The organism is Nocardioides sp. Root122 (genome assembly GCF_001425025.1).
Classification (GTDB): Bacteria; Actinomycetota; Actinomycetes; order Propionibacteriales; family Nocardioidaceae; genus Nocardioides.
In genome coordinates this window covers 367,850-389,236 of the sequence record NZ_LMDE01000009.1, presented here as the reverse complement: position 1 = coordinate 389,236, position 21,387 = coordinate 367,850, and the positions used below count along the sequence as shown (strand labels likewise).

18 protein-coding genes are annotated in these 21,387 nt (G+C 72.0%); 9 read left to right on the top strand and 9 right to left on the bottom strand.

Features of this window, described 5'->3' with window-relative positions; translation table 11 throughout:
• Window positions 1–5: 5 nt before the first annotated feature.
• The 3 genes from rlmB to ASC64_RS09095 all read right to left on the bottom strand — a co-directional run bounded on the left by rlmB (window position 6) and on the right by ASC64_RS09095 (window position 8,590).
• Window positions 6–965, bottom strand: a complete 960-nt coding sequence (rlmB, locus tag ASC64_RS09105; protein WP_056907195.1) for a 23S rRNA (guanosine(2251)-2'-O)-methyltransferase RlmB — start codon at window positions 963–965, stop codon at window positions 6–8.
• Window position 966: 1 nt separating this feature from the next.
• Window positions 967–2,367, bottom strand: coding sequence for a cysteine--tRNA ligase (gene cysS, locus ASC64_RS09100; protein WP_056907194.1), 1,401 nt, complete (start codon window positions 2,365–2,367; stop codon window positions 967–969).
• 88 nt (window positions 2,368–2,455) lie between these two features.
• Window positions 2,456–8,590 carry an ExeM/NucH family extracellular endonuclease gene (locus tag ASC64_RS09095; protein ID WP_156385101.1) on the bottom strand — a complete coding sequence of 2,045 codons (6,135 nt, stop codon included), beginning with the start codon at window positions 8,588–8,590 and terminating at the stop codon, window positions 2,456–2,458.
• Between the two features lie 191 nt (window positions 8,591–8,781).
• On the opposite strand from ASC64_RS09095, the gene ASC64_RS09090 reads away from it, so the two are divergent.
• A complete protein-coding gene (locus tag ASC64_RS09090; protein WP_056907192.1) occupies window positions 8,782–9,984 on the top strand; it encodes a peptidase C39 family protein in 1,203 nt (400 codons plus the stop codon).
• On the opposite strand, the gene ASC64_RS09085 is transcribed toward ASC64_RS09090, so the two are convergent.
• Window positions 9,981–11,504, bottom strand: a complete 1,524-nt coding sequence (locus ASC64_RS09085) for a molybdopterin-dependent oxidoreductase (protein ID WP_056907191.1) — start codon at window positions 11,502–11,504, stop codon at window positions 9,981–9,983. The genes ASC64_RS09090 and ASC64_RS09085 overlap by 4 nt on opposite strands.
• Window positions 11,505–11,541: 37 nt before the next feature.
• On the opposite strand from ASC64_RS09085, the gene ispF reads away from it, so the two are divergent.
• Both ispF and ASC64_RS09075 read left to right on the top strand, forming a co-directional pair.
• Window positions 11,542–12,039: a 2-C-methyl-D-erythritol 2,4-cyclodiphosphate synthase gene (gene ispF / locus ASC64_RS09080; protein WP_268788233.1), complete on the top strand. Its 498-nt coding sequence runs from the start codon at window positions 11,542–11,544 to the stop codon at window positions 12,037–12,039.
• Window positions 12,039–12,722: an IspD/TarI family cytidylyltransferase gene (locus tag ASC64_RS09075; RefSeq protein ID WP_056907190.1), complete on the top strand. Its 684-nt coding sequence runs from the start codon at window positions 12,039–12,041 to the stop codon at window positions 12,720–12,722. Before ispF ends, ASC64_RS09075 begins: the two co-directional genes overlap by 1 nt.
• Here the strand turns inward: ASC64_RS09075 and ASC64_RS09070 are convergent.
• Both ASC64_RS09070 and ASC64_RS09065 read right to left on the bottom strand, forming a co-directional pair.
• Entirely contained in the window at window positions 12,703–13,173 is a 471-nt protein-coding gene (locus tag ASC64_RS09070) for a 2-C-methyl-D-erythritol 4-phosphate cytidylyltransferase (protein ID WP_235563608.1), read from the bottom strand. The two genes, ASC64_RS09075 and ASC64_RS09070, sit on opposite strands and share 20 nt — an antisense overlap.
• 113 nt (window positions 13,174–13,286) lie before the next feature.
• A complete protein-coding gene (locus ASC64_RS09065) occupies window positions 13,287–13,772 on the bottom strand; it encodes a CarD family transcriptional regulator (RefSeq protein ID WP_056602200.1) in 486 nt (161 codons plus the stop codon).
• Window positions 13,773–13,931: 159 nt separating this feature from the next.
• Between ASC64_RS09065 and ASC64_RS09060 the strand changes: the two genes are divergently transcribed.
• The 3 genes from ASC64_RS09060 to ASC64_RS09050 are packed head-to-tail and all read left to right on the top strand — an operon-like array spanning window position 13,932 to window position 15,865.
• On the top strand, window positions 13,932–14,630 hold the full coding sequence (locus ASC64_RS09060) for a UbiA family prenyltransferase (protein WP_056907188.1): 699 nt from the start codon (window positions 13,932–13,934) through the stop codon (window positions 14,628–14,630).
• A gap of 21 nt (window positions 14,631–14,651) precedes the next feature.
• A complete protein-coding gene (locus ASC64_RS09055) occupies window positions 14,652–15,125 on the top strand; it encodes a hypothetical protein (RefSeq protein ID WP_056907187.1) in 474 nt (157 codons plus the stop codon).
• Window positions 15,122–15,865, top strand: a complete 744-nt coding sequence (locus ASC64_RS09050; protein WP_056907186.1) for a phosphoglyceromutase — start codon at window positions 15,122–15,124, stop codon at window positions 15,863–15,865. The genes ASC64_RS09055 and ASC64_RS09050 overlap by 4 nt, the downstream gene beginning before the upstream one ends.
• A gap of 120 nt (window positions 15,866–15,985) precedes the next feature.
• Here ASC64_RS09050 and phoU read toward each other — a convergent pair whose 3' ends face one another.
• Window positions 15,986–16,636 carry a phosphate signaling complex protein PhoU gene (phoU, locus tag ASC64_RS09045; protein WP_056907185.1) on the bottom strand — a complete coding sequence of 217 codons (651 nt, stop codon included), beginning with the start codon at window positions 16,634–16,636 and terminating at the stop codon, window positions 15,986–15,988.
• Between the two features lie 119 nt (window positions 16,637–16,755).
• Here phoU and ASC64_RS09040 point away from each other — a divergent pair, with 119 nt between their 5' ends.
• The gene (locus ASC64_RS09040; RefSeq protein WP_056907184.1) at window positions 16,756–17,985 is read left to right on the top strand and encodes a sensor histidine kinase; all 1,230 of its coding nucleotides are present in this window, start codon (window positions 16,756–16,758) and stop codon (window positions 17,983–17,985) included.
• Window positions 17,982–18,659, top strand: coding sequence for a response regulator transcription factor (locus tag ASC64_RS09035; protein WP_056907183.1), 678 nt, complete (start codon window positions 17,982–17,984; stop codon window positions 18,657–18,659). Before ASC64_RS09040 ends, ASC64_RS09035 begins: the two co-directional genes overlap by 4 nt.
• Window positions 18,660–18,677: 18 nt before the next feature.
• Here ASC64_RS09035 and ASC64_RS09030 read toward each other — a convergent pair whose 3' ends face one another.
• On the bottom strand, window positions 18,678–18,890 hold the full coding sequence (locus ASC64_RS09030; protein WP_056907182.1) for a hypothetical protein: 213 nt from the start codon (window positions 18,888–18,890) through the stop codon (window positions 18,678–18,680).
• Between the two features lie 161 nt (window positions 18,891–19,051).
• Between ASC64_RS09030 and ASC64_RS09025 the strand changes: the two genes are divergently transcribed.
• Window positions 19,052–19,963 carry a DMT family transporter gene (locus ASC64_RS09025; protein ID WP_056907181.1) on the top strand — a complete coding sequence of 304 codons (912 nt, stop codon included), beginning with the start codon at window positions 19,052–19,054 and terminating at the stop codon, window positions 19,961–19,963.
• 32 nt (window positions 19,964–19,995) lie between these two features.
• Here the strand turns inward: ASC64_RS09025 and ASC64_RS09020 are convergent, their stop codons facing one another.
• Window positions 19,996–21,387 (bottom strand): serine hydrolase domain-containing protein, encoded by a 1,392-nt coding sequence (locus ASC64_RS09020; RefSeq protein ID WP_056907180.1) that lies wholly within the window; start codon window positions 21,385–21,387, stop codon window positions 19,996–19,998.

Below are 21,387 nucleotides of genomic sequence, written 5' to 3'. Positions count from 1 at the left end.
GGAGCTCATCCCAGGCGGGCCTGCGAGATCGCGTAGAGAGCCACCGAGGCGGCCACACCGGCGTTGAGGGACTCCAGCTGACCGGCCATCGGGATCGACACGATCTGGTCGCAGGTCTCGGTGACCAGACGGCCCAGGCCCTTGCCCTCCGAGCCCACCACCACGACGAGCGGGCCTGCGGCCAGCCCGTCCGGCGCGACCAGCTCGGGCAGCGTGATGTCGCCGTCAGCGGCGAGGCCGACGACCATGCAGCCGGCGTCCTGGTAGGCCTTCAGCTGGCGGGTCAGGTTGACGGTCTGGGCGACGGGCAGCCGAGCAGCCGCGCCGGCGCTGGTCTTCCACGCCGAGGCCGTGATGCCGGCGGCACGGCGCTCGGGGATCAGCACGCCGTGGGCGCCGAAGCCCGCGGCCGAGCGGATGACCGCGCCCAGGTTGCGGGGGTCGGTCACCTGGTCGAGCGCCACGATGAGGGCCGGCTCCTTGAGCTCCGCGGCACGCTCCAGCAGGTCGTCGGCGTGGGCGTACTCGTAGGCCGGGAGGCGTACGGCGAGGCCCTGGTGCACGGCGCCGCTGGTCATCCGGTCCATCTCGTTGCGGGTGACCTCGAGCAGCGTGAGTCCACGGTCGGCGGCGAGCCGGAACGCCTCGCGCATCCGGCCGTCGCGCTCGGCGCCCTCGGCGACGTAGATCGCCGAGACGGGCACGCCCGCCTGCAGCAGCTCGACCACCGAGTTGCGCCCGGCCGCCCACTCCGCCTCGGAGGTCGTACGACGCTTGGGGCGGGTGGACCGCTCCTTCTCCGCTCGGGCCGCCGACTTGTGCGCCTTGTGGTAGGGCCGGTCCTTGGCCTTCGGCGTCGGTCCCTTGCCCTCGAGGCCGCGGCGTACGCGACCGCCGGACCCGGCGGTGGGGTTGCCCTTGCCGGTCTTCTTGATGGCGCCCTTGCGCTTCGAATTGCCAGCCACTTCACACGCTCCACTTCGGTCCGGACGGGGTGTCCTCGACCTCGACACCGGCTGCCTTGATCTGGTCCCGGATCGCGTCGGCCCGCGCCCAGTCCTTGGCCTCGCGGGCAGCCGCACGCTCGGCCAGGAGGCCCTGCACCAGGGCGTCGACCACGTCGGTGAGCCGGTCGTCGCTGCGGCCGGTGGCCCAGGCGGGGTCGGCCGGGTTGAGGCCGAGCACGTCGAGCATCGCGATGACCTCGCCGAAGGTCCGGCTCAGCGCGTCGGACGGCCCGGCGGTCAGGAGCCGGTTGCCCTCGCGCACGGAGTCGTGGATGACCGCGACGGCGGCCGGGGTGCCGAGGTCGTCGTCCATCGCCTCGATGAAGGTGTCGGGCAGCGCGGCGAACCACGAGCCGACGACCGGGGCGGCGCGGTCGAGGAAGTCCTCGACCCGCTGGAACGCCTTGGCCGCCTCGTCGAGCGCCTGGAAGGAGAACTCGACGTGCGAGCGGTAGTGCGCGGCCACCATGTAGTAGCGCAGCTCGATCCCGCGCACGCGCTCGAGCACCGACGGGATGAGCAGGGAGTTGCCGAGCGACTTGCTCATCTTCTCGCCCGCGGTGGTGATCCAGGCGTTGTGCAGCCAGTACGACGCGAACGGCCGGCCGGCCGCCCGGGACTGGGCCTGCTCGTTCTCGTGGTGCGGGAAGCGGAGGTCGACGCCGCCACCGTGGATGTCGAACGCCGGGCCGAGGTACTTCCCGGCCATCGCGGAGCACTCGATGTGCCAGCCCGGACGCCCCGGGCCCCAGGGCGAGGGCCAGGCCGCCGTCTGCGGCTCGGTCTCCTTCTTCCAGCCCTTCCAGAGGGCGAAGTCGCGCGGGTCGCGCTTGCCGCGCGGGTCGGCGTCACCTGCCGGCTCCATGTCGTCGATCTTCTGCCGCGTCAGCTCGCCGTAGGACGGCCAGCTCCGCACGTCGAAGTAGACGTCCCCGCTGCCGTCCTCGGCCGCGTAGGCATGGCCGCGGACGACGAGCTGCTCGATCAGCTCGACGATCTCGGGCACGTGCCCGGTGGCGCCCGGCTCGTAGGTCGGGGGCAGCACGTTGATCGCGGCGAGCGCGGAGTCGAGCTCGCGCTTCATCGCGCTGGCGAGGGCGTACCAGTGGACGCCCTGCTCCGCGGACTTGGCGAGGATCTTGTCGTCGATGTCGGTGACGTTGCGGATGAAGTCGACGTCGTAGCCGGTCGCGGTCAGCCAGCGCCGCAGGACGTCGAAGTTGACCGCGGAGCGCACGTGGCCCACGTGGGGCTCCGACTGGACGGTGAGGCCACACACGTAGATGCCCGCCCGACCCTCGACCAGGGGGACGAAGTCGCGCGCCTCGCGCGTCGCGGTGTCGTGGAGCCTCAGAGTCACCCGCCGAGTCTAGGGGCGAGGGTCTCCCAACGCAGAAGTCCCGGGCCACCGTGGTGGCCCGGGACTCTGGTCGTTCAGTGGATGCCGGTCACCTCACCCGCAGCCGGGCGGTGTCACCGCCGGGCAGCGTGCCGCGGTCGCCGCCGTAGATCGCGGTGACCTCGTAGTCGCCCGCCTTCGCCATCCGCGGCCGTACGGTCGCCTGCCCGTCGTCCAGGCTCGCGAGCACCTCGGCGTGCTTGCTGCCGTCCCTCAGGAGGACCAGCACCAGCCCGGTCGGCGTGTGGCCGTCCGCGGACACCTCGACGGTGATCGATGCCCTCTCCCCTGCCTTGATCGCCTTCGGCTCGTCGATCCGGACCGCGGGCGTGGCCTTGGGCTTGGACTTGGTGACGGTGACCGTGACCGTGCCCTGGGACGCGGCGTGGGTCGCCGAGCCCAGGTAGCTCACGGTCAGGGTGTGACGCCCGACGTCGAGCGCCTTGGACGGGATCGTGATGCGAGCCGAGCCGCCGTTGAGGGTGGCAGAGCCGAGCCGCCTCGTGCCGTCGAGGAGCTCCACCGTGCCGGTCGCCGCAGCCGGGGACACGGTGACCTGCACCGAGCCGCCCTTGGCCCACTGGATCGTGGTGTCCGAGCCGGACACGGTCGTCGGGGCCTTGGCCACGGTCACGGTCACGGTCCCCTCGCTCCCCGCGTGCCGGGCGTCGCCGAGGTAGGTCAGCGTCAGCGAGTGGCTGCCGGGCGTCAGCGTCCCGGCCGGGATCGCGATCGTGGCTGCGCCCGAGTCGAGCGTGGCCTCGCCGAGCTTCGTCGCGCCGTCGTGGAGCTCCACGGTGCCCGTCGCCGACGACGGGTCAACCGTCACCGACACCGAGCCCGCCTCGCCCCAGGTGATGTCGGCAGCCGTGCCCGACACCGTCGACGGGGCCTTCACCACCGTGACCACGACCTCGCCCTGCGAGGGCTTGACGCCGTCGGTCCCGAGGAACCTCAACGTCAGGGTGTGGGCCCCCACGGACAGCGACTCGGCCGGGACCGCGATCGTCGTGGCGTCGCCCGCGAGGGTGCCTTCGCCGATCTTCGTCGTGCCGTCGTAGAGCTCCACCGTGCCACCGTCGGCAGCCGGGCTCACGGCCACCGAGACCGAACCCGCCTCGCCCCACGTGATGTCGCTGGCGGTGCCCGTGACCGTGGAGTCCGCCCTGGTGTCGACGACGTCGACCGGGATCCTGGCGGTGGTCCCGGTGGCGGCGCCGGTGAGGGTGAACCACGTGGTGCCGCCGCTCAGGCCGGCCGGCAGCGTGAAGCTGACCGAGGCCGTGCCCGGGACGTCGTAGGGCGTGGTGGGCAGCGCCGTCGTGACCGGGAAGGTCCCCAGGTCGACCGCGCCGCGGGAGACGACCACCGAGGTGTCCGTGACGTCGGTGACGTCCGCGGAGGTGCCGCCGCCGGTCATCGACAGGGAGTCGAGGGCCACGGTGACGGTGTCTCCCGCGCCGAACGGACCGCCGGCGACCCGCGCGCCCACGCCGTGCTGGCGGTAGTCCACCGGCAGTGGCGCGTCGCCCTCGGACGTGTTGGCGTGCTCGTCGAGGTAGTCGATGGTCGCCTGCAGGTCGGTGAAGCCGGTGTCCTGCCGGTCGGTTCCCAGCGTCAGCGCCCGGAAGTTGTCGCCTCCGGTCGCGATGAAGCTGTTCGCGGAGACCGTGTAGGTGCCGGCCGGGTCGATGGCCACGCCGTCGAGCCACATCCCGGTGATCCGGTTGCCCTCGGCCCGGGACGAGTCCTCGGTCCAGGTGAAGCCCTGCGAGGTGCCCAGGCGCAGGAACGGCCGTGAGGGGACGTTGTTGTCGGGGTCACGCTGCCACTGCTGCTCGAGCAGCAGCTTGAGCTGCGCCCCCGTCAGGTCGACGGTCACGAGCGTGTTGGCGAAAGGCTGCACGTTGGCCGCCTCGCGGCGGGTGACCGGACCGGGACCGTCGCCGGTGCCGATCAGGTCGTCGCGCAGGCCGCCTGGGTTCATCACGCCGATGTCGGCGCCGGTCTTCCAGCGCTGCATCTCCGCGACGAGGTTGCCGAGCGTCGACTCGCCACCGCGGTTCTCCACGACGCCGCTCTGCGGGTCGACCCGCCGGGCGCGCTTGAACGGGGCGGCCACCTGGCCGAGCTCGACCGCACCCTCGACCTCGGCGACCTGGACGGCAGCGTCGACGATCGCCTTGGTGTCGGCGTCCTCGTCGTAGTCCTTCATCGCCAGGACGTGCTGGCGGATGCCCACCAGGTCGTCGGTGCCCGGCGCGAAGTCGAACTGCAGCTGGTTGAGGTAGGAGCCGTACTGGCCGGCCGAGACCACCGGACGCGGGAGCGCCTTGCCGGCGACGTCGACCTTGCAGTTGTACTTGAGGTGGGTGTGACCGGAGACGATGGCGTCGACGTCGGTGCTCGCCCCGTGGACGATGCGGCCGAAGGTCGAGGCGGTGTCGTTGCGCACGGTGTCGCAGCTGGGGCTGGGCGCACCCTCGTGCACCAGCTCGATCACCAGGTCGCAGGCCTCGCCGCCACAGCCGGTGGCCTTGAGGTCGGCGGCGGCGTCGTTGACCTCGTCGACGATGCTGGTGATCTCCAGCCCGTCGATCGCCGACGGGGCGACCAGGGAGTCGAGGTCCTCCGTCACCGCACCAACGAAGCCGACCTTGATGCCGGCCCCGCCGTCGAGGCCGGTGAACTCCTTCCACCAGGTGGCGCCGTCGGAGTGCGCGAAGTTGCCGTCGGTGCGGTCGGTCGCGAGGGCGTAGTCGCCGGTGGCGGCGTCACGGACGTTGGCCGCGATGTAGGGCCAGGCGGCCCCGCCCTCGGGGTCGGTCGCGGACATGATGCGGTCCATCAGGTCGTCGTAGCCCTGGTCGAACTCGTGGTTGCCGGCCGCGGAGACCTCGAGGCCGGCCTCGTTCATCGCATCGATCGTGGGCTTGTCGTTCTGGATGAACGACTCGAACGTCGAGGCACCGACGATGTCGCCGGCCATCACGAACGCGGTGTTGCCGTTCTCCTGGCGCAGGCCCTTGACCGCGCCGGCCATCGCCGCCGCACCTGCGGAGGCGCTGCCCGGGTCGTCGAGGAGGCGTCCGTGGAAGTCGTTGGACGCGAGGACCTGGACGGTGTCAACGGTCGCCGGGGCCGCGGAGGTCGGGGCCCGGATGCCGATGATCTCCGGGTTGTGGTCGGAGGAGCGGAACGCGGTCTCGTCGTAGAGCGGCGTGACGTTGTAGTTGTAGCGGCTGTACTCGTAGTAGATCGGCTCGTTGGCGTTGATCGGCCAGATCGTCGCGCCCTGGACCAGGTCCAGCGCGGCGTCGTTGGCGAAGACGTGGTCGAGCGATCCGGCCAGGCCACCGAAGAAGTAGCTGGTCTCACCGTTGTCGGCGTCGAGCGGGTTCCAGCCGAGGCCCTCGAGCGTGGTGACCGGGTCCTCGTGGGAGTAGGAGTTGTAGTCACCGGTCATGAAGACCGACGCGATGCCCTTGTCCTCGACGAGGGAGTCGGCGAAGGCGTCGAGGGCCCGCGCCTGACGGACGCGGTCACCGTTGTAGGAGCCGGCGCCGTTGCCCGTGTCCTCGTTGTCGGTGCCGGCGATGGTCGACGGGTCGTCGGGCCCACCCTTGGACTTGAAGTGGTTGACGATCACCAGGAAGGCGTCGTCGCGCGTGCCGTCGACGTGCTTGAAGGCCTGCGCCAGGGGCTCACGCGCGTTGCGGAACGGCGGCGAGTTCACGAGGATCTCCGAGCGGCCCACGGTGCTGACCACGCGCGGGTTGTAGATGAACGCCGAGCGGATGGCGTCCTGCTCCTGCACGGTCGGCTGCGCCGCGGCGCGCGGGGTCTCGACGTAGGCCCAGCGCCTGCCGAGGACCTGCGGGTCCTGACCGGGGTGCGTGGCGTCCCAGTCGGCGTTGAGCGCGGCGACGAGCACCTTGAGCGCGGCGTCGCGGTCGGAGTAGCCCAGCTTGACCGGGTTCTCGACCTCCTCGAGGCTCATCACGTCGGCGTCCATCGTGTTGATGGCCGCGACCTCCTTGACCTGCTGGCGCGCCAGGCTGACGGCCGTCGCAGCGCCACGGGGGCCGATGTCGGGCAGGGTGCCCGGCGGCTGGGTGCGCGGGTCGCGCCACGTGCAGGTGTTCGCGGTGATCCGGTTGCCGGCGCGGTCGTTGTAGTAGGTGCAGGTGCGGCTGGTGCCGGGGTAGGCGTCACCGCCGGTGGCGACCCAGTCCTGTGCCGGGTGGACGAAGTAGTTGAGCATGTTGAAGGTGGCGATCTTCAGGTTGCCCGCGGCGCCGGTGACGTCGTCCGGTGAGGCGGGGCGGTCCTGCTCGAAGGCGACCTGCCCGCTGCCGTCGCTGCCCGGCTGGATGCGGTTGGCGGGCTGCAGGCGCCACGAGCCGAACCGGTAGTCGAGGACCACCGGCTTGACGAAGGTGGCGCCCGCACCCGCGCGGACCGTGTTGGTCAGGGTCAGCCACGGGTAGGCGGTGGAGGCGTTGAACGTGACGGTCGCGCCGTCGTCGAGCACCACGCCGTGGGCGGCGTTGAACGCGGTGATGTCGGCGATGCGCTGCGACTCGGTCGGACGTGCCTTCTCCAGCGGGACGTAGAGGGGCTCGGCCGAGCGCATCGCGAGCTTGAACTCGCCGCGCATCGACGACGACCCGACACCGCCGCTGTAGGAGTCGGTGACGGTGTGCGCGCCGGTCGGCAGGAACGCCTCGTGCTCGTGGGCCTCTCGGAGCGCGTCGAGCTCGGCGCCCGTCGGGCAGTCGCCCTCGGCGCAGTCGGTCCCGGGGACGACGGTGCCCGGGGCGACGGCCTCCTCGGCGGTGGCGGCGCGGGTCTCGACGAAGTCGCCGTTGGTCACGGTGACCTCGGTGATGCCGGAGAACTCGGTGACGCGACCGTTGAGGATCGTGACGTGCTCGCCGACCGCGGGGACCGGGTAGCCGGGGGTGGAGCCGAAGTAGACGAACAGGCCGTCCGAGGCGGCCGGGGTGGCGTCGTCCTGCGGGTCGTAGCCGGGCGTCTGGATGACGTAGCCGTTGAGGCCGCCGTCGGGGTAGCGCGCGGTGACGACGCCCTCGACCGAGACGTCCTGGCCGTCGAGGGGGGAGGTCGCCCCGTCGCCCTGGATCTCCGGGATGGTCTTCAACGGCTTGACCGGCAGCTCCGAGACGACGATGTCGAACTCGGTCGACGCCGTCGCACCGGCCGCGTCGGTGGCGGTCGCGGTGACCGTGGAGGTGCCCGTCGCGGTCGGCGTGCCCGAGACGACGCCGGCAGGGCTCACGGTGATGCCGTCCGGCAGGCCCGTGGCGCTCCACGTGTAGGGCGTCGCTCCGCCGGTCGCCTGCAGCGTGATCTCGGCCAGCGGCTTGCCGACGTAGCCGGTCCGGTCGCCCGGGTCGGTGGCCGCGAGCGGGGCAGCGCCGCCACCGGCGGCGATGGTGATGTTGTCGACGCCGACGTGCTCGTTGCTGCCCGAGGCGTTGTCGAGCGTGATCACGCGGAGGAAGACGTCCGGGCGGCCGTCGACGGCCGACGGCAACGTCGCCGAGACGTGGGTCGAGGTCACCGTGGTGTTGGCCGCGGTCGTGGCATCGGAGACGTAGGCGGACGGGACGTTGGTGTAGGCGCCCGAGGTGCCGACCCGGTACTGGAGGGCGACGCGCGTCGGCTGGTCGTCCGCGCTGCTGTCGAGGTCCTGGAGGTCGTAGTCGACGCTGAAGCCGGACCGGCCGGTCGTGTCGAGGTGGAACGCCAGCAGCGGCGTGGTGACGCTGCCCGTGGCGCTCAGCGCCACCGTCTTGTTCGCGACGTTGGGGTAGGCGAGGACGCCACCGTTGGAGTCGCCGTTGGGGGCGGCCGTGCCGGTGCGGATGACCAGGTTGGAGGTCAGCGTGCCCTCGGCGGTCAGGGTGCCGACGTCCGTGGTGTTGGGCAGGTTGCCGGCCGCGATGGTGGTGCCGGTCGTGAAGCCCTCCACGCCGGGGAAGTCGGCCCAGGTGCTGGTGGCGGTCAGGCCCGACCAGTCCTGCGTGTAGGGGAAGGACGAGATCGCGGACGAGACGCTCGCGCTCGCCGGGGCGGTGATGCCCACCGCCAGCGGGGCGGCCACCAGGGCCGTCAGAGTCGTCAGGTGGAGCGCTGTGCGGAGCGTGCGTGCGGGCAAAGGAGGTCCCTTGGATCGAGGGCCGCAGGACAACCCGAATTGGCGGCCGAGCCGCAGACTAAGCGGCAGGACTGACAAGTGGCCACAAAGGTCCCCACGATCCGTGGGGACATTTTCGTGAACATTGGCCGTAGGCGCCCCCAGTCCTGTGACTCGTGGGACGGGTGGGTCTGGGCGGGTTATCGTCGTCCGTGCTCAGACGTCCCGCCAGCGCTCTCGTCCTCGCCCTCGTGGGCCTCCTGCTCCCCCACGCGCAGGCGGCGGTCGCCGCCCCGGCGGCCCGCGCCCGGGTGACGCCGCAGGTCGAGCTGACCTCCTGGAGCACCTACGCCGACCTCAAGTCCGGCACCCGGAGCGGCCTGAAGCTCGGACGCGGCGACGTGTCGATCCGCAAGCCCCGGACCCGCACCGTCTCCGGTCGCCGCTACGACGCCGGCACCTGGACCTCGCCCTGGGCCACGCCGGCGTTCGCCGCGACCGCGCTGATCCCCTCGTGGGAGGCCACGACCCCCGGCAAGAGCCTGGTGCGGGTCGAGGTCCGCGGCCGCGCCGCCGACGGCAGCACGGGCACGTGGGACACCGTCGCGGACTGGTCCCGCCTCAACAAGCGGCTCCCGCGCACGACGTACTCCGGGCAGGCCGACGACCTCGGCCGGGTGAGCGTCGACACCTGGTACGCCACCACCTCGGTCGCGGCGTGGCAGGTGCGGGTCACCCTGCTGCGCCCCCGGGGCAGCGACCTCGCCGTCAGCCTCGAGCGGGTCGGCGCCGTCGCCTCCGCGGACGCCGCGGCGGCGAGGCCGACGTCGCTGCCCGGCCCCGGCGCGGGCACCGTCCTGCCGGTGCCGACGTACTCCCAGATGGTGCACTCCGGCCACTACCCCCAGTGGGGCGGCGGCGGTGAGGCCTGGTGCTCGGCGACGTCGACCGCGATGGTGCTCGCCTACTACGGCATCGCTCCCACCCCGAGCGGCATCGCACGGGGCCACGTCGACGCAGCCGTGGACCACACCGCCCGCATGGTCTACGACCACGGCTACGACGGCACCGGCAACTGGGCCTTCAACACCGCCTACGCCGCGACCCTCGTCGCCGGCGACTCCTACGTCACCCGGATGCGCGACCTGCGCGAGGCCGAGGACTACGTCGCGGCCGGCGTCCCGCTGGTCATCTCGATCGCATTCGGACGCAACCAGCTCACCGGGGCACCGATCTCGGCCAGCAACGGCCACCTGCTGGTGGTCGTCGGGTTCGAGGCCGACGGCGACGTCGTGGTCAACGACCCCGCGGGTGCGACCGACGCCGACGTACGCCGCGTCTACGACCGCGCGCAGCTCGAGCGCATCTGGATCGCGGCCTCGGGCGGCACGGCCTACGTCATCCGCAACAGCTAGGACTGGCTCGCGCTGATCTCGATCGTGTGCAGCCCGGTCGCCCCGTCCGGGGCCGGGTCGCGCACGACGCCGGTCTGGGTGTCGCCGTCCCGGCCGACCGCCCGTACGCGCACCTCGTGGTCGCCCTCGGGCAGGTCGACGGTGAGTGCCCACTGGACCCAGGTGTCGACCGAGGGGACCGTGCCGAGCTCCGCGCGCTGCCAGGGGCCACCGTCGACCTGCACCTCCACCGCGGCGATGCCGGTGTGCTGGTGCCAGGCGACCCCGCCGATGGAGACCGGGCCCGCCTCGACGTCGTCCCCCGACCGCGGCACGTCGATGCGGGAGGCGATCTTGACCGGGCCCTCGGCCGACCAGCCCTTCGTGGTCCAGTAGCCGACGGCCTTCGCGAAGGTCGTCACCTCGAGGTCGACGACCCACTTCGTCGCCGAGACGTAGCCGTAGAGCCCCGGGACCACGGTCCGCACGGGGAAGCCGTGCTCGATCGGCAGCGGGCGGCCGTTCATGGCGACCGCGAGCATCGCGTCGCGCTCGTCGGTGAGCACCTCCAGGGGCGTCGCGCAGGTCCAGCCGTCGTGCGACGTCTGCAGCACGCAGTCGGCCTCCTCGCTGATGCCCAGCCCGGACAGCAGCGTGGCCAGGCGTACGCCGCTCCAGCGCGCGTTGCCGACCAGGCCGCCGCCGACCTCGTTGCTGACGCACGCGAGGGTGATCCACGACTCGGTCTTCGGACGCGCGACCAGCTCGGAGTAGGTCAGCTCCAGCTCGCGCTCGACCAGGCCGTGGATGCGCAGCGACCAGTCCTCGGGCTCGATGGTCGGCTTCGCGATGGTGGTGTCGATCAGGTAGAAGTCCTCGTTCGGCGTCTGCCACGGGGCGACCCCGGGAAGCCCCACCGACGTGGCGGCCGGCGCCTGCCGGCGGGTGACGCCCGGGATGCGCAGGAGCCGGCGGCTCACCTCGACGTGCCGGCGGCCGGCGCCGACGAAGCGGCCGGCGACCGCGATGCCGAGCGAGGCGACGGCGACGACGCCCGCGACCATCACGAAGACGCGGCGCTCGCGGGACTCGAGGTCGGGACGCCGCTGCTCGCGGCGGAGCGCGTCGGTCAGCGCGGAGTGGACGGTGATCCACGTCATCAGCCCCACCACCACGGGCAGGGCGTCGACCGGGTCCGCGCCCCGCTGGGTGAGGACGGCCACGAGCCCCAGGCCCGCCAGCGCGGCCCAGACCGTGATCGGCAGCCACCACGACCTGCGGGCCAGGACTCCAGCTCCCGCGAAGCACCCCAGCAGGAGGACGACGATGCCGACGACCAGGGCCGGCTTGTCGAGGTGGCCGAGCACCGAGATCGCGCGCTCGGCGACCGCGCCGGGGGTGAGCCGGATGACGAGCTCAGCCACGGCCACCACCGGCGACTCGCGGATGGTGAGCACCATCGCGGCGGCGTAGCTGGTGGCGAGCCCGGCGAGACCGGCGAGGACGCCGGCCAGCGCCCAGGGCGGGCGGTGAGTGGTCACTGGACCATTCTGGCCTCCCCTCGGGCATGATGCGGACGTGACCTCAGCCGCCACCGGACTGCCCACCGGCCTTCGCATCGGCATCGGCACCGACGTCCACCGGCTGGTGCCCGGCGTGCCGATGCACCTGGCCGGGCTGGAGTGGCCCGACGAGCCGGCCGGGCTCGAGGGGCACTCGGATGCCGACGTCGCCGCCCATGCCGCGTGCGACGCCCTCTTCTCCGCCACCGGACTGGGTGACCTCGGCAGCAACTTCGGCACCTCCGCCCCGGAGTGGGCGGGCGCCTCGGGGGCGAGCCTGCTGGCGGAGACCGCGCGCCGGGTGCGCGCCGCCGGCTGGGAGATCGGCAACGTCGCCGTCCAGGTGATCGGCAATGCGCCCCGGCTCGGACCGCGCCGTGACGAGGCGGTCACCGCGCTGTCCGCCGCTGTCGGCGCACCGGTGAGCGTCTCCGCGACCACCACCGACGGTCTCGGGCTCACCGGGCGCGGCGAGGGCGTGGCGGCGATCGCCACCGCGCTGGTCAGCCGCTGATGGCGGCAGCCGTCGTCATCCTCGCGGCCGGGTCGGGGAGCCGGGTCGGCGCGCAGGTCAACAAGGTCCTGCTGCCGCTGGGCGACGTCCCGGTGCTGGTCTGGTCGGTGCGCGACGCCCTCTCGCTCGACGACGTACGACGTCTCGTGCTGGTCGTGCGACCGGAGGACCGGACCGCCGTGGAACAGGCCGTCGCGCCCCACCTGGGTGATCGCGAGGTGCTCGTGGTGGACGGCGGCGCCACCCGGCACGCGTCGGAGTGGGCCGCGATCCGCGTGCTGGCCGACGACATCGTCTCGGGCGAGGTGGACGTCGTGGTCGTGCACGACGGCGCTCGGCCGCTGGCGGGCCCGACGCTCTGGCGCGAGGTGGTGGCCGCAGCACGCGAGGTCGGCGGCGCCATCCCGGTCGCGCCGGTGACGCACCTGCTCCACGCGGACCTGACCGCCGTGACCGAGGACGTCGGCGGCGTGCAGACGCCGCAGGCCTTCCGCGCCCCCGAGCTGCTCGCGGCCTACCGGGCCGCCGCCGAGGACGGCTTCGAGGCGACCGACACCGCTGGATGCGTGGCCGCCTTCCGCGACGTCGCGGTGGCCGCGGTGGCGAGCAGCGCGCTCAACCTCAAGGTGACGTTCCCCGAGGACGTGGCCCTGGCGGCGGAGCTCAGCCCGCGGCGGTCGTGAGCGCGTCGAGGACCCGGACGTCCTCGGCCGAGGAGACGCGTCGTCCCTCGGGAGGCGCGGCCATCGTCTCGATCGGCTGACCCGCGCCAGCGAGGTCGGCCACCGCCCGGGCCAGGTCGACGTGCGGGCGCACCGGCACCTCGGCCAGCACGCCGGCGGGGATGACGAGGGGTGAGGTGACCGCGAGCAGCGCGTCGCGGTCGAGGGTGGCGCCGACCAGGTGGTCTGCGACGACCTTGACGGTGTCGGTGACCGGGCGCACGCCGATCACCGCGCGGCCCGTCGACCGCGCCCGGTCGAGGCACGCGTGGATGAAGGCGGGCGGCGTCATCGGGCAGAGGGAGTCGTGCAGGACCAGGTCCTCGCCGGTGGCGACGACGTCCTCCCACGCCACCGTGGCGTCGACCAGCTGGACGCCTGCCTCGCCCAGGGCCCAGGCGGCACACGCCACCAGCGCCTCGCCGTGGATCAGCGTGAACGGCAGCGAGCCCCGCTCCTCGTCCAGAACGAGACCGAGGCCCCCGGGATCGTCGTCCCAGGGGCCTCGGTCGGTGTCGTTGCTGCTCAGGAGGCGAGCACCTCGTCGAGCATGGCCTCGGCCTTGTCCTCGTTGGTCTTCTCCGCCAGGGCCAGCTCGGAGACGAGGATCTGGCGCGCCTTGGCCAGCATCCGCTTCTCGCCGGCCGACAGGCCCCGGTCACGCTCGCGGCGCCACAGGTCGCGGACGACCTCGGAGACCTTCATGACGTCACCCGAGTGCAGCTTCTCCAGGTTGGCCTTGTAGCGGCGCGACCAGTTGGTCGGCTCCTCGACGTGGGCCGCACGGAGCACGTCGAACACGCGGTCGAGGCCCTCCTTGTCGACGACGTCGCGGACGCCGACGAGGTCGAGGTTGCAGGCCGGCACCCGGACGACCAGGTCCTGCTGGGCGACGATCCGGAGAACGAGGTACTGCCGGTCCTCTCCCTTGATCGTCCGCATCTCGATGTCCTCGATGACTGCGGCCCCGTGATTGGGATAGACGACCGTTTCGCCAACGGTGAAAGTCATATGTTCAGTTCCCCTTCCTAGGGTGTCCATTCTAACACGGGTTCGAATGGGCTCCCGACGCGTTTGCGCAGGTCAGAGGCCACATCCGGGCTTGACAGATCGCTGGTTCCTGTGGTGCGCCCCGGGTCCTGGGACGCCCCGTGGGACATACTGCGGCCCATGCCGACGCCTGCTGCGCTGCTCCTGTTCCGTGCCGCGCACCCGCGCCAGGCGATCGCCACCGCGGCTGCGGTGGCGACCGCGGCGGCGGTCGCCGGACGCCCTCTCCGTGAGGTCGGCCTGGTCGCTGCGACCGTGCTCGTCGGCCAGTCCGTGCTCGGGTGGGCCGACGACCTCGCCGATCGTGGCCGCGACCAGCGGCACCGGCCCGACAAGCCGCTGAGCACCGGGCGGCTGGACCCCGGGACGGTGTGGTTCGCCCTGACCTGCGCGGTCCTGCTGGTGGTGCCCCTCGCGGTGGCCAACGGCCGCAGTGCGGGACTGGCGTACCTGTCGCTGCTGGTCGTGGCGGCCGTGGGTGACTGGATCCTCCACGCCCGCCCTCTGTCGTTCCTGCCGTGGATGGCCTCCTTCGCCTGCTATCCGGCCTTCCTGGCCTACGGCGGCTGGGGCGGGGTCGGTACGTCGACGCCGCCCACCGCGGCGATGACCTGCCTCGCCGCGGCCCTCGGCCTGGGCGTGCACGTGCTGCTCGCGCTGCCCGGGCTGGTGGCCGACAACGAGGAGGGCGAACGCTCCCTCCCGCTCCTGGTCGCGCTGCGCATCGGCACCCCCCGGGCGCTGGTCGCGGCCGGGGTCTTCACCACCCTCGTCGTGGTCGGCATCCTCATCGCAGGGCGGAGCGTCGGGCTGACCTGAACCGACGCTAGGCTGTGGGCCATGCAGCTTCGACCTCTCGCGACCGCAGCGGCGGTCCTCGCGCTCGCCGTGCCGCTGTCCTCGTGCGGCTTCGACTACGCCACCGATCGTGACTACACCCCCGCCGGCGGCGCCAACAACCGCGAGGGCGACGTCGACATCCTCTCCGCAGTGGTCGTGTCCGCGACAGACGGCTCGGGCACGTTCGTGGCCTCGCTGTCCAACAACGACACCGACACCGAGCAGTCGTTCACCGGCGTCTCGGGCGACGAGGGCGCCTCGATCGAGGCCGCCGACTTCGACCCCATCACGATCCCGGCCGGCGGCCTCGTCAACCTCGCCGACCCGGCCGCCGACGTGGTGCTCAACGGCGACTTCGGCGCCGGCGACTTCATCCCCCTGGCGGTCGACTTCGGCAACGGCGAACGGATCACCATGAAGGTCCCCGTCGTCGCCGACGACTCCGGCTACTGGGAAGGCATGGACGCGTCATGACCTACACGCTGGTCCTGCTCCGCCACGGCGAGAGCGACTGGAACGCCAAGAACCTGTTCACCGGATGGGTCGACGTCGCGCTCACCGAGAAGGGTGAGCGCGAGGCGGTCCGCGGGGGCCAGCTGATCCGCGAGTCCGGCGTGCTGCCCGACGTGGTGCACACCTCGCTGCAGCGCCGCGCCATCAACACCGCGGCCCTCGCCCTCGACGCAGCCGACCGCCACTGGATCCCGGTCAAGCGCTCGTGGCGCCTCAACGAGCGCCACTACGGAGCGCTCCAGGGCAAGGACAAGAAGCAGACGCTCGAGCAGTACGGCGAGGAGCAGTTCATGCTCTGGCGCCGCTCCTTCGACACCCCTCCCCCGCCCCTGGACGACTCCGACGAGTACTCCCAGGCCGGCGACCCGCGCTACGCCGACCTCGGCGACGAGCTCCCCCGCACCGAGTGCCTCAAGGACGTCATCGCGCGCTTCCTGCCCTACTGGGAGGGCGAGATCGTGCCCGACCTCCGGGCCGGGAAGACCGTGCTGGTCGCCGCCCACGGCAACAGCCTGCGCGCGCTCGTCAAGCACCTCGACGGCATCTCCGACGAGGACATCGCCGCGCTCAACATCCCCACCGGGATGCCGCTGGTCTACCGCCTCGACGACTCGTTGCAGCCCACCGTCGCCGGTGGCCAGTACCTCGACCCCGAGGCCGCCGCCGCGGCCGCGGCGGCCGTGGCCAACCAGGGTCGATGACCAGCGCTGACCGACGGAGTCGGTCAGCGCGTGGGGTCATCGAGATTGAGCAAGCCCCGCGGCTGAGGGACGAAGCCGCGACGGGCGCGACGAAATCCGGCCGGGATGCCGAGGGCGATCTCAGTCGCGGGCCGGCACCTCGCCGGTGACCACGAAGACGACGCGGTTGGCGACCGACACCGCGTGGTCGGCGATGCGCTCGTAGTAGCGGCCCAGCAGGGCCACGTCGACCGCGGCCTCCACGCCGTGCTGCCAGTCGGTGGACAGCAGCTCGGTGAAGCTGCGGCGGCGCAGCTGGTCCATCACCTCGTCGTCGCGGCCGAGCTCGATGGCGGCCTCGACGTCGCGGTCCACGATGATGCTGCGCACGCGACGCACCATGTCCTCGGCCGTGAAGGCCATCTGCTCCATCGTCGGGCGAAGCTCGTCGGGCACCGCCACCGACGGCACCCGGAGGCGCGCGATCTTGGCGACGTGGACCGACAGGTCGCCCATCCGCTCGAGCTCACTGACCATCCGGAGCGCGGACACGATCATCCGCAGGTCGCCGGCGACCGGCTGCTGCAGCGACAGCAGGGCGAACGACGTGTCGTCGACCCGCTCCCGGGCGGCGTCGATCGCCGCGTCGTCACTGATGACCTGGTCGGCGGTGTGCACGTCGCCGGTCATCAGTGCCTTGGTGGCCTCTCGTACGGCGACCTCGACCTGCCCGCAGATCTCGGAGAGGTCGGCGAAGATGCCGTCGAGCTGGTCATGGAAAGCCTCACGCATGCCGGCACTGTAGGCACCCGAAGCGAACAGATGTGCGTGCCCGGTGAACGGCGCATGAACACTCGGAGCTCGGCGTCCATCCGGCCTGGACGCAGGGCCCCGATGCGTACGATGTGAGCGTGGATCCGACGATGCAGGCCGGGTTGGCCGCGATCATCGGGGCCATCGTGGCAGGTGGAGCAGTGCTCGCGTGGCACATCAGCGACCGCCAGCGACACACCATGCCGACGGTGGAGGAGCCGGTCGTGCAGGAGGGTGTCGCCGCCGTGCTCAGCATCCTGCGCTCCAGTGCGGTCGTCGTCGACGAGTCCGACCACGTGCTCAAGGCCTCCGCGCCGGCGTACGCCTTCGGGCTGGTGCGCGGCAACACGCTGGTCGTGGCGGAGCTGCTCGACATGATCGCCCAGGTCCGCCGCGACGGGCAGATCCGCGAGAGCGAGCTCGACCTGCCGGCCACCGACGGTGGCACCGCCCGCACCCTGACCGCGCGCGTCGCGCCGCTCGGCGCCCGGCTCGTGCTGGCCCTCGTCGAGGACCGCACGCGCGAGCGGCGGGTCGAGGCCGTGCGTCGCGACTTCGTGGCCAACGTCAGCCACGAGCTGAAGACGCCGGTGGGCGCGATCCGGCTCCTCGCTGAGGCCGTCACGGACGCCTCCGACGACCCCGAGGCCGTCCAGCGCTTCGCGACCCGGATGCTCACCGAGAGCGACCGGCTCTCCCGCCTCGTGCAGCAGATCATCGAGCTGTCCCGCCTCCAGGGACACGACCCGTTGGAGACGCCGGTCATGGTCGACCTCGATGCCGCGGTGGCGACCGCCGTCGACACCAGCGCCATGGAGGCGGCCGCCAAGGACATCACCGTGGAGTCACGCGGCGAGCACGGTCTCGAGGTCTTCGGGTCGCAGGAGCAGATCGGCGCCGCGATCAGCAACCTGGTCGCCAACGCCGTGACGTACTCCAGCCAGGGATCCCGGGTCGTCGTGACGACCCGCTCCGAGGGCGAGCAGGTGCAGATCTCGGTGGTCGACCAGGGCATCGGCATCCCCGCCGAGGACATCGACCGGATCTTCGAGCGCTTCTACCGCGTCGACCCGGCCCGGCACCGCTCCACCGGCGGCACGGGACTGGGGCTGGCGATCGTCAAGCACGTGGCCGCCACCCACGGGGGCGACATCTCCGTGTGGTCGGTCCAGGGCCAGGGCTCGACCTTCACCCTCACCCTCCCTCGCAACTCCCAGCCCGGCTCGGGCCGCACGACCACGCCCGTCGAGGTCGTCGTGCCGCCGACGGACCGGTCGCCGGGCACCGGCTCCACCACCCGCAGAGACCAGCAGGAGATCAACAGATGACCCGCGTACTCGTCGTCGAGGACGAAGAGAGCTACAGCGACGCACTCGCCTACATGCTCCGCAAGGAGGGCTACGAGGTGGCGATCGCGGCCGACGGCAACACCGCCCTCACCGAGTTCGACCGGTTCGGGCCCGACATCGTGCTCCTCGACCTGATGCTGCCCGGCGTCCCCGGCACCGAGGTCTGCCGCCAGATCCGCCAGTCGTCGTCGACCCCGGTGATCATGGTCAGCGCGAAGGACGACGAGGTCGACAAGGTGGTCGGGCTCGAGCTCGGCGCCGACGACTACGTCACCAAGCCCTACTCCCCCCGCGAGCTGGTCGCCCGGATCCGTGCGGTGCTGCGCCGCGGCCAGGAGCCCGACCTGATGCCCGACACGCTCGAGGCCGGCCCGGTCCGGATGGACGTCGAGCGCCACGTCGTGACCGTCGACGGCAGCGAGCAGCGCCTGCCGCTCAAGGAGTTCGAGCTGCTCGAGATGTTCCTGCGCAACCCCGGCCGGGTCCTGACCCGCGGTCAGCTGATCGACCGGGTGTGGGGATCCGACTACGTCGGCGACACCAAGACCCTCGACGTCCACGTGAAGCGGCTGCGGGCCAAGCTCGAGCCGGACCCGAGCGAGCCGAAGTACCTCGTGACGGTCCGCGGGCTGGGCTACAAGCTGGACCTCTGAGGCGGTCGGGGCACCCGGTCAGGCCGATCGCGGCATCGCCCGCGGGCACTGCTGGGCGTGGCTGCGCGCGTCGTAGCGCACGTGGCAGCTGCCGCAGTAGACCTCCAGGACCTCGATCCTGGTCCCGGCGGGCAGCACGTGCCGCCCGGTGCGGGCCGCATGCTCGGCGCGACGGGTCTGCCCGACACCCATGCCGACCAACGCGGCCCCGACCCACTCATGTCCCGACATGTGCCCAGCTCCCCACTGACGACTCTATTTACACGGTAAATGGTGTTATTAATTCTGGCATCGCGCAATAGTCATTTCGGCCCATCCCGCGCGGCGGGATCTCGGCGTACGACGTCCGAAATGCGCTGGCGGCCCGTCATGACCGTCCCTAGCCTTGGGTCGTGACAACGCAGACCACCGCCACCCCGTCCGGCACGACCGCGGCGCCCGCGCCCTGGCTTCCGGTTGCGGCCGGCGCGATCACCCTGGTGATGTGGGCCTCGGCGTTCGTCGTCATCCGCCACGTCGCCCACGAGGTGAGCCCCGGCGCGATCGGTGCGGGCCGCCTGCTCGTCGCCGCACTGGTGGTGCTCCCGCTGGTGCTGCGGCGCGGGTGGGTGCGCCCCGACCGCCGCGAGTGGGCCCTGCTGGCGCTCGGCGGGGTCGGCTGGTTCGGCGTCTACAACCTCGCGCTCAACGCGGGTGAGCGCCACGTCGATGCCGGCACCGCGGCGATGATCATCCAGATCGGCCCGGTGATCGTGGCGCTGCTCGCGGTGCCGCTCTTCGGTGAGCGGCTCCACGCCTGGCTCGTCGCTGGCATGGTCGTCGGCTTCGCCGGCGTCGCGGTGATCGCGCGGGGCTCCTCGACCGACGCCGACGCCAGCCTGGTCGGCGTGCTGCTGGTGCTGGTGGCCGCTGCGATGTACGCCGTCGGTGTGCTGACCCAGAAGATCCTGCTGCGCCGCATCCCGTCGGTGCAGGTGGTCTTCGTGTCGTTCCTGATGGGCGCGGTGACCTGCCTGCCCTTCGCCGGCGACCTGCCCTCGATCGTCGCCAACGGCGGCTCGGAGCTGTGGTGGATCGTCTACCTCGGCGTGCTGCCGACCGCGGTGGCCTTCACGACGTGGGCCTACGCCCTCACCCACACCGACGCGGGCAAGCTCTCGCTGACGACCTTCCTGGTGCCGGGCATCGCCACGCTGGTGGCATGGCTGACCATCGACGAGGTGCCTCCGTCGCTGACCTTCGTGGGCGGCGCGCTCGCGATCGTCGGCGTGCTGATGACGCGGCGGCGGCCGAAGGTCGCCTAGCGCTCACACTGCCCGGTCGCCGCCGTGCCGGGTCAGCGGGGGACGTACGCCACCCGGTGCAGGGGGAACCCGACGTAGTTGACACCGGCGATCGCGCCCTGCCCGGACCGGAGGAAGACCACCCGCTCCCCGACGGACTCGCCCTCGCCCAGCGTGAACACCAGCGGGTCGTCGGTGGCCGCGAGTCGCGCCGCTGACGGAGCGCCGCTCTCGAGGATGACGAGGGTGCCGTCGCGACCCTCGACCCGGATGCCGAAGCCGTACTCGTCCTCCTCGTAGGCGCCAAGGAGCTCTCGGTGCGCCGCTCGCAGAGGTCGCGGGGGACCTTCCGGGAGGTCGGGCGGCCGGTCCCGATGTGCCTGCAGGACCAGCGACGCCACGTCGTCCACCAGGGACGCGGGTCGAGCCGAGCCGTTGACGAGCGCGACCACGGCGAGACTGTCCTCGGGACGGAACAGCAGCTCTGCACGCCAGCCGAAGAGGGAGCCGGTGTGGCCCACCCACCGGGCGTCGCCGAGCCGCCGCGACATCCAGCCGAACCCGTAGGCCAGGTTCCAGTCCGCGTCCACCAGGACTGCGGATCGCTGCATCTCGCGCAACGAGGGCCCGTCCAGGACCCGGTCACCGTCCCCGCGCTCGTCATCGTCCTTCGTGCGGAACTGCACTGTTGCCCAGCGGGAGAGGTCCGCGACCGTCGACCACAGTCCGCCGTCGGCGAGACAGGTCGCGGAGTCGAACTGCCTGCTCGGGGACAATGCCTCGTCGAACCGGTGCGGGCCGTGGCCGGTCGCCAACCGAGGAGCCTGCATCGGATCGGGGAAGAACGTGGTCGAGCTCAGTCCAGCGACGTCGAGGACGTGCTCTCGGACGTAGGCGTCGTAGGGCTGTCCCGACACTCGACCCACCACGACGCCGAGCAGCCCGTAGGCGACGTTGCTGTAGCGCCACTCCGTCTCCGGCGGCGCCAGCACCCGCACACCGTCCAGCCGCACGAGCAGCTCCCTCTCGGTCCACAGGGCCAGCTGCCACGGGTCGTCGCTGGCTGGCAGGTCGTTCTGGAGCCCGGATGTGTGGGACATCAGCCTCCGGAGGGTCACGTCCTCCACCGGCCCGAACGGGTCCTCGATGGCTCGCGCTTCGGGCACGTGGGCGACGAGGGGGTCGTCGAGCCGAAGCCGCCCGTCGTCGCGCAGCTGCAGGATCGCCGTCGCCGTGAACGACTTGGTGATCGAGGCGATCCGGAACATCGTGTCCGTCTCGATCCGGCGGCCCGAGGCCTGGTCGGCGAAGCCGATCGCGCAGCTCCATGCCAGCTCGCCGGCGTGCACCACCCCCATCGCCATCCCGGGCAGCCTCTGGTCGACGAGGAACCTGGCGACGAGGGTGTCGAGCCGGGACGCGATCGGGTCGACGACGGTGGACAC